Source organism: Nakamurella alba, from assembly GCF_009707545.1.
Taxonomy (GTDB): domain Bacteria; phylum Actinomycetota; class Actinomycetes; order Mycobacteriales; family Nakamurellaceae; genus Nakamurella; species Nakamurella alba.
The window spans coordinates 400,673-412,822 of sequence record NZ_WLYK01000001.1 but is presented as its reverse complement, the minus strand read 5'-3'; the positions used below and the strand labels follow the sequence as shown (position 1 = coordinate 412,822).

Here is a 12,150-nt window from a genome sequence, read left to right as displayed (position 1 = left end):
TCTCCCATGCCCCTGATACCTGCCGGAAACACGGGTATAGGGTCAGGTGAGTTGGTGCTGCGCCGGTATTTCCACGGTCGGCGCCGGACCCGACGAACGACCCACGTGCTGCACCCAGTTCCACCGCGGGGTCGGCGGGGTACCCACCCGGCCGTCCCGCACCGTCCGAACGTTGCCGTGTCGAAGGAGCCCTCATGGCCGTCTACACCCTCCCCGAACTCCCCTACGATTTCGCGGCCCTGGAGCCGCACATCTCGGGCGAGATCACCGAGCTGCACTACACCAAGCACCACCAGGCCTACGTGACCGCGGCCAACCAGGTGCTGGACCAGCTGGCCGAAGCCCGCGAGAAGGAGGCCTTCGGCCCGCTCGGCGGCATGGAGAAGACCCTCGCCTTCAACCTCGGTGGTCACATCAACCACTCCATCTGGTGGCCGAGCCTGTCCCCGGACGGCGGCGACAAGCCGACCGGCGAGCTGGCGGCCGCGATCGACGAGTTCTTCGGCTCGTTCGACGCCTTCCAGAAGCAGTTCACCGCCAACGCCACCACGATCCAGGGCTCCGGCTGGTCGATCCTGGCCTGGGACACCCTGGGCCAGCGGCTGAACATCTTCCAGCTGTACGACCAGCAGGGGAACATCCCCGCGGCGCAGATCCCGATCGTCCTGGTGGACGTGTGGGAGCACGCGTTCTACCTGCAGTACAAGAACGTCAAGGCCGACTACATCAAGGCCTGGTGGAACGTCGTCAACTGGGCCGACGCGCAGGCGCGGTTCGACGCCGCCAAGACCAAGACCGCCGGTCTGATCACTCTGTAGATCGGACGCGGGAGACGGACGGCCGATTCGCCCGGCCGACCGACCTCAGCAGGACACCGCGAGCCCCTGCCCGTTCCCGGGCCGGGGCTCGCGGTGTGTCCGGATCCGTCAGGGCCGACAGCAGGTCCGACAGCATGCCCGGAGCGCCGATCTGTCCGGGACCTGCGGGCGGCACGGCGGTCTTCACGACGCACACGGCCCGGGCCGACCAGGTCCATCTCCGACCGGGTCGATCAGGAGTGGTCCGGCCAGCCCATCTTGCGCAGGTCGTCCGGTGCCGGCTCCCCGCCGGCCCGCGCGAACTCGGCCAGCGCATCGACCACCGCGCCCCGCCGCTCCGGCGCCAACCGCTCCAGCACATCGCCGACGGCCTGCCGCCGCGCCTCGGTGACCGCGTCCACCACCGCCCGGCCGCGCGACGTCACCGTCAGCACGAGATGCCTTCTGTCGTTCTGGTTGTCGCGGCGGACGACCAGGCCGGCCGCGACCAGTCGGTCGCACAGGCGGGTCGCGTTCGACGGGTGCACGCCCATCGCGTCCGCCAGCCCGCGCAGGTCCAGATCGCCACGGGTGCTCAGCACCACCAAGGCCCGCAGCTGGGTCACGGTCACCTCGTCCTCGACCGCGGCCATGGAGCGCGCGGCGATGCCGACCAGCAGCCGGGACGCAGTGATCACCTGATCGACCTGGTCCCCCGGAACGCTGTCCTCCGTCGGTGTACCGCCCACGTCACCATTCTGCCCCGGCCACGCAACCGGGGCACCGCGGGTGCGCCGAAGCCGCGGTCGGCGTGGCGAACGACAGCGCGCGGACCCGACGGAGCAACGGGCCCGCCGACAGTTTCGGACCGAACGGAGCAGGACCGCACACCGTGTCCGATCCAGCCGTCCGCGCCGGTGGCGCTCACATCCGACTCACATCAAAAACTTGTGCGGAACCGTGTTCCGTGGCGCACTCTCATCACACGAGCGCGGGACTCCCGCTCCCCCAAGACCAGCGGAACCGCTTCCAGGCAGCGGTTTCTCGCCAGAACGGCCGACCGGGCACCGTACCGGTCGGCCGTTCGTACGTTCCGGCTCGCTCCGTGAACCCGGTGCGCTGACCCGATCGGACAGCGCCGGCACGCTCCAACGGCCCGAGCCCGGCGCGATCCGGGTGTCAGCTCCCGAGCAGCCTCTCCACCCGCGCGACCTTGCCGTCGATCTCCCCGGTACGGCCGGGCCGGATGTCGGCCTTCAGCACCAGTGAGACCCGTGACCCGTAGCGCCCGACCACCTCGCAGGCCTGCTTGATCACGGCCATGCACTCGTCCCACTCGCCCTCGAGGGTGGTGAACATCGAGTCGGTACGGTGCGGCAGCCCGGACTCCCGGACCACCTGCACGGCCGCCGCGACGGCCGCGGACACCGAGCCGTCACCCGACCCTCCCGCGGGATCAACCGGCGACAGCTCGCCGGTTCCGGACGGGGCGACGGAGAACGCGATCAACATGGTCCAGAATCTATGCCGGTCGTCCCGGCTGCCCGCCGGGGCCCGGCCGGAGCAGGAGTGCAGAGGGGGCGGGAGTGGCGAAGGCATCCCCACCGCCGCACGTCCCGACCCGCCGCATCCTGTCGCTCTCCGCCTCCGCCTTCGTGGTGCTGGCCGCGGAACCGCTGTTCCTGCTGGTCGACACCGCCGTCGTCGGTCACCTCGGGGACGTGCCACTGGCCGGTCTGGGCGCCGCGGGCGCGGTGATGACGTTGCTGGCCGTGGTCGGCACCGCTCTGGAGTACGGCACCACCGGGCGCGCGGCCCGGTTCTTCGGCGCCGGACGGCGCGCCGCCGCCGTCGGCGAAGGAGTGCAGGCGTCCTGGCTGGCGCTGCTCATCGGCCTGGCCGCCGTCGCCGTGGGCCAGCTGGTCGCCGGGCCGGTGGTCCGGGTGATCGTCGGGTCCGACGGTCCGGTGGCGCAGGCCGCCGAGTCCTGGCTGCGCATCGCGATCCTCGGGCTGCCGGGCATCCTGCTGGTGCTGGCCGGCAACGGCTGGATGCGCGGTGTGCAGGACACCCGGACCCCGGTCGTGATCGTCACCATCGCCAACGTGCTGTCCGCAGCCGCGTCGCCGCTGCTCGTCTACACGGCAGGCTGGGGACTGGAGGGGTCCGCCGTCGCGAACGTGTTGGCCCAGTGGACCGGCGCGCTGCTGTGCCTGCGGGCGATCCGCCGGGAGCAGGTACCGCTGCGGCCGGACCGGTCGGTGATGGGCCGGCAGCTGGTGATCAGCCGGGACCTGGTGATCCGGGCGCTGGCGTTCCAGGCCTCCTACCTCACCGCCGCCGGTGCCGCCGGCCGGATGGGTGCGGCCGAGCTCGCGGCACATCAGATCGGCATGCAGCTCTGGAATCTCATCGCACTGCTGCTCGACTCGTTCGCCATCGCCGCGCAGGCACTGATCGGTGCCGCGCTGGGCGGCAACGACGAGGCGACGGCCCGGTCGACGGCCTGGCGGGTGACCCGGCTGGGTCTGGTGGCCGGCCTGGTGTTCGGCGGCCTGCTCGCCGCCGGTTGGTACCTGGTCCCGCGGATCTTCACCAATGATCCCGACGTCTGGCAGCAGGCCCATCTGCTGTGGCCGTTCCTGGTCGCCATGGCGCCGATCGGCGGGGTGCTGTTCGCGCTGGACGGGGTGCTGTTCGGCTCCGGCGACCACACGTTCCTGCGCACCATCACGCTGATCGGCGCCTTCGGCGGCTACGTGCCGATCGCCGTGCTGTCGTTGGTGTTCGGCTGGGGCATCGCCGGGGTGTGGGCCGGCCTGGCAACTTTCATCGTGATCCGGTTCATCGGTATGGCGCTCCGGGTCCGGTCCGGGCGTTGGCTGGTCCTCGGCGAGACCCGTTGACCGTCAACTCTTCCCGCTGACAACCGGAGACGCGGCCGCGCACAGCCGGTCCAGCGTGGTCCGCATGCCGGCGGCCAGGTGCGCGGCCCGGTCGGTGACCCCGGCCCGCCGCCGCAGCCATTGCTGGATGCCCGGTGACGGTTCGAACTGCTCCACCGACTCGGTGACCACACATCCGTGCGCACCGTCCGGCCGCGGCGAGAAGGTGTAGGTCCACAGCGGGCCGCCGGTGCCGGCCACCCGGAAGGCGAATCGGGACCCGCGGTCGGCGGCGGTGACCGTGGCGCGGGTCGACCAGCGCAACATCCCGAGGCGGTTGCTGCCCTTGAACCGCGCACCGACGACCGGTTCCCGCAGCTCGCCGGTCCACCGGGCCGAGACCGTTTCCGGACTGCGGTCGCCGACGGTGGTGATGTCGCTGACCAGGTCGTAGAGGGTGACCGGATCGATGTCGCTCTCGACCGAGACGGACACGTGGATCGGGGTGCTGTTCATGGGCGCTCCTGGGGGACCGGAGGCGATCGGCGACCGCCCGCTCGCACCCATGACGCAGCCGCGGACAGCTCTCGACAGCTCGGAACCACGCCGAACGGGTGAAACGTCCGGATCAGTGCGGCGTCTCGGGGGCCGGAGCGGCCGGCGCACGGTCCCGGAGCAGATCCGGCTCGATGTACAGGACGCGCGCCACCGGCACCGCGGCGCGGACACGGGCCTCGATCGCGTCGATGGCGGCGGCGATCTCGGCAGCGGTGTCCGACGCGGGCACGGCGACCTTCATCCCGACCAGCAGTTCGTCGGGGCCCAGGTAGAGGCTCTTCATGTGGATGATCCGCTCGACGTCGTCGCCGGCCTCCACCGCGGCGCGGATCCGCTCGGAGTCCTCCGGGCTCGCGCCCTCGCCGATCAGCAGGCTCTTCACCTCGATGCCGAGCACGATCGCCACCAGCACCAGCAGCACACCGATCGCGACAGTGCCGATGCCGTCCCAGATCCCGTCGCCGGAGAGCACCGCGACACCGACCCCGACGAAGGCGAGCACCAGGCCGACCAGCGCCGCGATGTCCTCCAGCAGCACCACCGGCAGCTCCGGCGACTTGGCGCGGCGGACGAACTGCCAGAGCGTGATGCCCTTGCGCAGCGGCGCCGACTCCCGCAGCGCGGTCCGCAGCGAGAAGCTCTCCAGCACGATGGCGATCGCCAGCACGGTCAGCGGCAACCAGGCCTGCTCGATGGGTTCCGGGTGCTCGAGCTTGTGCACGCCCTCGTAGATCGAGAACACGCCGCCGACCGAGAACAGGATGATCGCGACCATGAACGCGTAGACGTACCGCTCGCGCCCGAAGCCGAACGGATGGTCCGGGGTGGGCGCCCGCTTGGCGCGCCGGCCGCCCACCAGCAGCAGCACCTGGTTCCCGGAGTCCGCCAGCGAGTGCACCGACTCCGCCAGCATCGACGAGGAGCCGGACACCAGGAACGCGATGAACTTCGTGACGGCGATGCCCAGGTTCGCGAACAACGCCGCGATGATCGCCTTCGTGCCGCCCTCGGTGCTCACGTGCACCTCCCCTTCCGACCGCTCCGACGTGGGGCGCATCGTCGCACAACGGGGCGACGACCGGGGGTGCGGGGCGGGGCCGGCCGCCGGCCATGATCATCGACGCGCACCGAAGATGATCATGTGAATCGCGGACTAGTCCGCCCACCCGCCCAGGACACATGCACGTAACAGGTCCACAATGCAGTGTCATGACCGTGCAACACGCCGAACCTAGCGTTCCGGCCATGGCCGACCTCTTCGCGGAATACCCGTTCGGCCGGGCCTTCGACGAGATGTTCGCCGGCCCGGGTGAGATCAGGACGGCCTACGAGTCGGTCTACGGAACGCTGCAGCAGCTCACCGCGGCCGATCTGAAGGCCCGCGCCGACATCATGGGCCGGACGTTCCTGGACCAGGGCATCACCTTCGCACTGGGTGGTGTCGAGCGCCCGTTCCCGCTGGACCTGATCCCGCGGATCGTCACCTCCGCCGAGTGGCAGACGGTGCAGCAGGGGGTGCCGCAGCGGGTCAAGGCGCTCGAGATGTTCCTGGCCGACTGCTACGGGCCCGGCCGGATCTTCGACGACGGGGTGGTGCCGCGCCGGCTGGTCACCACCTCCCCGCACTTCCACCGGCAGGTCGCCGGGATGTCCACGCAGGACGGCGCCCGCATCGTGATCTCCGGCGTCGACCTGATCCGCGATGAGAAGGGCACCTTCCGGGTGCTGGAGGACAACGTCCGGGTGCCGTCCGGCGTGTCCTACGTGCTGGAGAACCGGCAGGCGGTCGCCCAGGTGCTGGGCGAGGCCGGTGCCGACCAGGACGTGCGGCCGGTCGCCGAGTACCCGGCGCGGCTGCTGGCGGCGCTGCGCGCGGTGGCGCCGCCGAACGTCAGCGACCCGACGGTCGTGGTGCTCACCCCGGGTGTCTACAACTCGGCGTACTTCGAGCACACGCTGCTCGCCCGGGAGATGGGCGTCGAGCTGGTCGAGGGCCGGGACCTGATCTGCCGCAACAACCGGGTCTACGTGCGGACCACCGCCGGCGAGATGCCGGTCCACGTCATCTACCGCCGGGTGGACGACGAGTTCCTCGACCCGCTGCAGTTCCGGCTGGACTCGTTGCTGGGTTCGCCGGGCCTGGTCAACTGCGCCCGGGCCGGCAACCTGACCATCGCGAACGCGGTGGGCAACGGCATCGCCGACGACAAGCTCGTCTACACCTACGTCCCGGACATCATCAGGTACTACCTCGGCGAGGACCCGATCCTGCCGAACGTGGACACCTACCGGATGGAGGTGCCCGACCACCGCGAGTACGCGCTCGAACACCTCACCGAGCTGGTGGTGAAGCCGGTCGACGGCTCCGGCGGCAAGGGCATCGTGATCGGTTCCCGCGCCGACTCCGCCACTCTGGCCAAGGCCCGCGAGGCGATCCTGGAGAACCCGCGCGGGTTCATCGCCCAGCGCGAGATCGCGCTGTCCACCGTGCCGACGCTGATCGGCGACAAGATGCGGCCGCGGCACGTCGACCTGCGCCCGTTCGCGGTGAACAACGGCAACGACGTGTGGGTGCTGCCCGGCGGGCTGACCCGGGTGGCGCTGCCCGAGGGCGAGTTGGTGGTCAACTCCTCGCAGGGCGGCGGGTCCAAGGACACCTGGGTGCTGGCCGACGCCGGCGACTACCACGTCCCGGCGCCCGAGGTCGAGGAACTGCCGTGGACCGAGTCCGGGGTGCCGGTGGGTCAGCAGACCAGTTCCGAACTGACCGGCGGGTTCTTCTTCGAACCACCGATCACACCGACCTTCGAGCAGCAACCGCTGCGCGGCCAGCAGGGCCAGCAGCAGCAGGCCGGTACCGATTCCAGGGGGACCACGACGTGCTGAGCCGGATCGCGGAATCGCTGTACTGGCTGGGCCGGCACGTCGAGCGGGCGGATTGCACCGCGCGGATCCTGGACACCTACCTGCACCTGCTGCCCACCGGTTCCTGGCAGACCGACCACCAGGTGATCCGGTCGCTGGTCGACTCGATGGGGCTGACCGGCGACGCCGATCTGGAGGGCGCCGACTCCGGCCGCCTGGTGCGGACCCTGGTGTTCGACACCGAGAAGGCGTCGTCGGTGTCCGGTGCGCTGATCGCGGCGCGGGACAACGCCCGCGGCGTCCGCGACACGCTGCCGCTGTCCGTGTGGGAGTGCCTCAACGTCACCTGGCACGGACTGCGCGGCCGCACCGCCACCGGCGGCGGCCCGCACACCTACCTGCGCTGGGTCGGCGAAAGGTGTGCGATCGCCGCCGGTCTGGTCGACGAGGTGATGAGCCACGACGAGGGCTGGCACTTCCTCGCCGTCGGCCGCGCCCTGGAGCGGGCGGACATGACCATCCGGCTGCTGGCCGCCGCCGACTCGCAGACCGGCTCGGTGCCGCCGTGGCGGGCGCTGGTGTCGGCGTGCGGCGGCTGGGAGCCCTACGTCCGCGACCACGGCGGGTCCGTGGGGCCGCGCACGGCGATCGAGTTCGTGCTGCTGGACCGGCGTTTCCCGCGGTCGGTGCTGCGGGCCCTGACCGCCGCCGAGTCGTCGCTGGCCGAGCTGGAGTCGGGAGTCGGTGCGCAGCAACGGGACCCGCGCCGCGACCCGTCCAGCGCGCGACGCATTGTCGGCCGCACCCGGACCGGACTGGACTACCGCACCGGCACCGAGCTGACCACCGAACTGCAGTCGCTGCTGTCCTCGCTGCAGCGCACCGTGGCCAGTGCGCACAATGCCGTCACCACCTCGTTCTTCCGCCGCGGGGACGACGTCACCTGGGCGAACATCGGTGCGACGGACATCCCGGCGGTCGTCGGATGAGCCGCGCACCGATGCCCACCGCTCGCCCCCGGCCGAACCGGAGCACCCACCGATGACCTCGTCCGAGATGCCTGACTTCACGGCTGAATACGCGACCCCGCTGTACGCCACTCAGCAGCAGACCCAGGCGCACACCCAGACCCAGACGCAGGGCCTGTGGTACCCGACCGAGATGTGGCGACTGATGATCGTCCACCGGACCGAACTCACCTACCCGGACACGGTCACCACCTCCTACAATGAGGTGCGCATGCAACCGCTGGAGGAGCCGGGCCAGTCGGTGCTGTCCTCCCGGATGGAGATCGATCCGTTCGAGGGTGTGACCGCGTACGCCGACTACTACGGCACCCGGGTCGCCGCGTTCGACCTGCACCGGCCGCACCGGCACCTGACGATCACCTCGACCTCCACCGTCGAGACCTTCACACCGCCGGAAGATCCTGCACGCCAACCGCTCTCGTGGGAGGAGCTGTCCGCGAGCGACGCGAACGACCGGTTCGAGGAGTTCCTCACCCCCACCGCTCTCACCGAGCTGTCGGACGAGCTGGCCGGGCGCGCCGAGAAGATCCGCGAGGAGGCGGCGACGCCGGCCGATGCGGCGCGCGCGGCCTGCGACCTGGTCCGCCGGGTGGTCCGCTACGAACAGGGCGCCACCGGCGTGCACACCTCCGCGGTCGAGGCCTGGGAGGAGAAACGCGGTGTCTGCCAGGACTTCTCCCACCTTGTCTGCGCACTGATCCGGGCCACCGGCATCCCGGCCCGGTACGTCTCCGGGTATCTGCACCCGGCGCCCGAGTCGGAGATCGGCCGCGCGGTCGTCGGCCAGTCGCACGCCTGGGTCGAGTGGTGGGACGGGGCCTGGAACGCTTTCGACCCGACCAACGGTGCCCCTCCCGGACTGGCCCACGTGGTCGTCGGCCGTGGCCGCGACTACACCGACGTCCCGCCGGTCAAGGGCGTCTACGCCGGACCTGATGCCACCGGGAACACGGTCACCGTGCGGGTCACCCGGCTGCGGTGACCGGTCAGGTCTGGCTGCACGGGTTCCCGGTCCCGGGCCGGACCGCGGACGCCGGGGCCGTCGCCGAGGACCTCGGCTTCGACGGCATGCTGCTCGCCGACAGCCAGCACCTGGTCGCCGATCCGTTCGTCGAACTCGCCGTGCTGGCCGGTCGGACGAGCACGCTCGGTCTCGGCACCGGGGTGATCAACCCGGTCACCCGACATCCCGCCGTGGCCGCCGCCGCGGCGGCCACCCTGCAGCTGGAGTCCGGCGGCCGGATGGTGCTCGGCATCGGCCGCGGTGACTCGGCACTGGCCCAGGCCGGGCTGGCGGCGCCAGGTGCCCGTCAGCTGCGCGAGTTCGTCGTCGCAGCAAGCGGTTTCCTGCGTGGTGACGGCACCGGTGAGGGGCGGATCGGCTGGATCGCCGATGCCGTTGCCGACGGCCGGTGCCCACCGGTCCCGGTCGAGGTCGCCGCCACCGGGCCGCGCACGGTCGCGGACGCCGCGGTGCACGCCGACCGCGTCATGCTGACCGTCGGCGCCGACGAGCAGCGGATTGCCACGGCCGTGGCCACCGCGCGGCAGGCCCGGACGGCCGCCGGCATGGATCCGGCGGACCTGCGGATCGGTGCGTACCTGAACATCGCGGTGCACGACGACGTGCACGTGGCCTGCGACCTGGTCCGCGGCAGCACCGCGATCTTCGTGCACTTCTCGTCGATGCATCCGGCGCCGGCCGACTTCACCGAGGCCGACGCCGCGGTCGTCCGGTCGGTCGGTGTTCAGTACGACGAGGCACGGCACGGCCTGGGCGATGCCGGCCACGTCGCGGTGCTCGACGACGACTTCGTCGGTCGCTTCGCCGTGGTCGGGCCGCCGGAGGTGTGCGCGTCCCGGCTGTGCTCGCTGCTCGACCTCGGCCTGGACCGCATCGTCATGGTCGCCGGATCCCGGGACGCACCCGCGGATCTCGTCGCGGCGACCACCGCCCGCTTCGCCGCCGAGGTCGCCCCGCAGCTCCGGATCTGAGGCCGCGGGCCGGCTCGAGGCCTGCTCCGGGCGTGTCGGATCCGCCGCGACCACGTAGGGTCGTAGCAGGAGAGCAGGTGGGAGCAGCCCCACCGCGACGTCGAGGAGGACGAGGATGCCCACCACGACCGGCGGCGTGTCGTTCGCGCAGCAGTTCGTCGATCGGGTCGAGGCCACGCCCAACGGCGCTGCCTTCAAGTACCTGGACGGCGAGGAGTGGAAGGGCCTGTCCTGGGCCCAGACCCGGGACAAGGTCTGGGAACTCGCCGCCGGGCTGGTCGATCTCGGCGTGCAGTCCGAGGAGCGGGTGGCGATCGCCTCGTCCACCCGGATCGAGTGGATCCTCGCGGACCTGGCGATCATGTGCGCCGGCGCGGCGACCACCACGGTCTACCCCTCCACCGAGGCCGAGGAGGTCAACTACATCCTGGCCGACTCGGAGTCGGTGGTGGTCATCGCCGAGGACGCCGCCCAGGTCGAGAAGGTGCTCTCCGGCAGCCTTCCCGGATTGCGCGCAGTGGTCTCGATGACCGGCGAGGCGGCCTCGCTCGGCGGCGACTCCGGAGTCGAGGTGTTGGCCTGGGCCGACCTGGTCGCCCGCGGCAAGGCCCGGCTGGCCAAGGACAAGGCGACCGTCACCGACCGCATCGGCACCGTCGGGCCGGAGAGCCTGGCCACCCTCATCTACACCTCCGGCACCACCGGCCGGCCGAAGGGCGTGCGGCTGGTGCACGCCAACTGGAGCTACGAGGGCAGCGCCGTCTCCAAGCTCGGCATCCTGCAGGAGGACGACCTGCAGTACCTGTGGCTGCCGCTCTCGCACGTCTTCGGCAAGATGCTGATCGGCATGCAGCTCGAGATCGGTTTCTGCACAGCGGTTCACGGCGACCTGACAACGATCGTGGAGAACCTGGCGAAGGTGAAGCCGACGTTCATGGCCGGCGCCCCGCGCATCTTCGAGAAGGTGAAGTCCGGCGTCACCCTGCGCACCCAGGGCGAGGGCGGCCTCAAGGCCAAGATCTTCGACTGGGCGGTCGGCGTCGGCCTGGCGGCGTCGAAGGTCCGGCAGCAGGGCAAGGAGGTCGGCGGCGCCCTCGGGTTCAAACTGCGGCTGGCCGACAAGCTGGTCTTCACCAAGATCCGCGCCGCGATGGGCGGCCGCATCAAGTTCTTCGTCTCCGGATCCGCCCCGCTGGCCCGCGAGGTCGCCGAGTGGTTCGACGGCGCCGGCATGGTGATCCTGGAGGGCTACGGGCTGACCGAGACCTCCGCCGCCTGCGCGGTGAACCTGCCGCAGGACGTCCGGATCGGCACGGTCGGCCCGCCGTTGCCCGGCACCGAGTTCATCATCGCCGCCGACGGCGAGATCCTCATCCGTGGCGGCGGTGTCATGCGCGGTTATCACAACCTGCAGCAGGCCAGCGAGGAGGTGCTGTCCGCCGACGGCTGGCTGCACACCGGCGACATCGGCGAGCTGGTCGACGGCTACCTCCGGGTCACCGACCGCAAGAAGGACCTCATCAAGACCTCCGGCGGCAAGTACGTGGCGCCGCAGAAGGTCGAGGGCATCTTCAAGGCCGTGTTCCCGTACTCCTCGCAGATCATCGTGCACGGCGACGGCCGCAAGTTCGTCAGTGCCCTGATCACCCTGGACCCGGATGCGATCAAGGGGTGGGCGGAGCGGAACGGCCTGGCCGGCAGGTCGCCCGCCGAGCTCGCCGCCGACCCGAAGGTGACCGCCCTGGTACAGGGCGGCATCGACGAGCTCAACTCGAAGCTGGACCGCTGGGAGACGGTGAAGAAGTTCGCCGTCCTCCCCCGCGACCTCACCATCGAGGACGGCGAGCTGACCCCGTCGCTCAAGGTGCGCCGCAAGACGGTCGAGAAGCAGTACATGGACGTGCTCGACGGGCTCTACCCCAAGGACTGATCCCCCGAACTCCCGGATGCTCCCCGCCACCTGTGGCGTGGAGCATCTGTCGTTCCGGGCCCCTGTGACCTGCGCTGTGTGCACAACTCCCG

At 70.9% G+C, this 12,150-nt stretch carries 11 protein-coding genes; 7 read left to right on the top strand and 4 right to left on the bottom strand.

Annotated features, from left to right (window positions below):
• Positions 1-194: 194 nt before the first annotated feature.
• Entirely contained in the window at positions 195-818 is a 624-nt protein-coding gene (locus tag GIS00_RS01815) for a superoxide dismutase (RefSeq protein WP_154766703.1), read from the top strand.
• Positions 819-1,051: 233 nt separating this feature from the next.
• Here GIS00_RS01815 and GIS00_RS01810 read toward each other — a convergent pair whose 3' ends face one another.
• Positions 1,052-1,546 (bottom strand): MarR family winged helix-turn-helix transcriptional regulator, encoded by a 495-nt coding sequence (locus GIS00_RS01810; protein ID WP_322097347.1) that lies wholly within the window; start codon positions 1,544-1,546, stop codon positions 1,052-1,054.
• Between the two features lie 430 nt (positions 1,547-1,976).
• Complete coding sequence (locus tag GIS00_RS01805; protein WP_154766702.1) at positions 1,977-2,309, bottom strand: thiamine-binding protein; 333 nt, start codon at positions 2,307-2,309, stop codon at positions 1,977-1,979.
• A 74-nt stretch (positions 2,310-2,383) separates the two neighbouring features.
• Here GIS00_RS01805 and GIS00_RS01800 point away from each other — a divergent pair, with 74 nt between their 5' ends.
• Positions 2,384-3,703, top strand: a complete 1,320-nt coding sequence (locus GIS00_RS01800; protein WP_322097346.1) for an MATE family efflux transporter — start codon at positions 2,384-2,386, stop codon at positions 3,701-3,703.
• A gap of 3 nt (positions 3,704-3,706) precedes the next feature.
• Here GIS00_RS01800 and GIS00_RS01795 read toward each other — a convergent pair whose 3' ends face one another.
• Complete coding sequence (locus GIS00_RS01795) at positions 3,707-4,198, bottom strand: SRPBCC family protein (protein ID WP_196073073.1); 492 nt, start codon at positions 4,196-4,198, stop codon at positions 3,707-3,709.
• 112 nt (positions 4,199-4,310) lie between these two features.
• Positions 4,311-5,258 carry a cation diffusion facilitator family transporter gene (locus GIS00_RS01790; protein ID WP_322097345.1) on the bottom strand — a complete coding sequence of 316 codons (948 nt, stop codon included), beginning with the start codon at positions 5,256-5,258 and terminating at the stop codon, positions 4,311-4,313.
• 227 nt (positions 5,259-5,485) lie between these two features.
• On the opposite strand from GIS00_RS01790, the gene GIS00_RS01785 reads away from it, so the two are divergent.
• From GIS00_RS01785 to GIS00_RS01765, 5 genes are all read left to right on the top strand, one after another.
• Positions 5,486-7,126, top strand: a complete 1,641-nt coding sequence (locus GIS00_RS01785; RefSeq protein WP_154766699.1) for a circularly permuted type 2 ATP-grasp protein — start codon at positions 5,486-5,488, stop codon at positions 7,124-7,126.
• On the top strand, positions 7,120-8,094 hold the full coding sequence (locus GIS00_RS01780) for an alpha-E domain-containing protein (protein WP_154766698.1): 975 nt from the start codon (positions 7,120-7,122) through the stop codon (positions 8,092-8,094). Before GIS00_RS01785 ends, GIS00_RS01780 begins: the two co-directional genes overlap by 7 nt.
• A 52-nt stretch (positions 8,095-8,146) precedes the next feature.
• Positions 8,147-9,115, top strand: a complete 969-nt coding sequence (locus GIS00_RS01775) for a transglutaminase family protein (RefSeq protein ID WP_230312717.1) — start codon at positions 8,147-8,149, stop codon at positions 9,113-9,115.
• A complete protein-coding gene (locus tag GIS00_RS01770) occupies positions 9,112-10,128 on the top strand; it encodes an LLM class flavin-dependent oxidoreductase (protein WP_154766697.1) in 1,017 nt (338 codons plus the stop codon). The genes GIS00_RS01775 and GIS00_RS01770 overlap by 4 nt, the downstream gene beginning before the upstream one ends.
• A 115-nt stretch (positions 10,129-10,243) precedes the next feature.
• Positions 10,244-12,058, top strand: coding sequence for an AMP-dependent synthetase/ligase (locus GIS00_RS01765; protein WP_154766696.1), 1,815 nt, complete (start codon positions 10,244-10,246; stop codon positions 12,056-12,058).
• Positions 12,059-12,150 lie beyond the last annotated feature (92 nt).

Excerpts from the sequence above, each read along its gene's own strand:
- GIS00_RS01785 (WP_154766699.1), top strand. The coding sequence starts at position 5,486 with ATGGCCGACCTCTTCGCGGAATACCCGTTCGGCCGGGCCTTCGACGAG.
- GIS00_RS01805 (WP_154766702.1), bottom strand. The coding sequence starts at position 2,309 with ATGTTGATCGCGTTCTCCGTCGCCCCGTCCGGAACCGGCGAGCTGTCG.
- GIS00_RS01775 (WP_230312717.1), top strand. The coding sequence starts at position 8,147 with ATGACCTCGTCCGAGATGCCTGACTTCACGGCTGAATACGCGACCCCG.
- GIS00_RS01765 (WP_154766696.1), top strand. The coding sequence starts at position 10,244 with ATGCCCACCACGACCGGCGGCGTGTCGTTCGCGCAGCAGTTCGTCGAT.
- GIS00_RS01795 (WP_196073073.1), bottom strand. The coding sequence starts at position 4,198 with ATGAACAGCACCCCGATCCACGTGTCCGTCTCGGTCGAGAGCGACATC.
- GIS00_RS01815 (WP_154766703.1), top strand. The coding sequence starts at position 195 with ATGGCCGTCTACACCCTCCCCGAACTCCCCTACGATTTCGCGGCCCTG.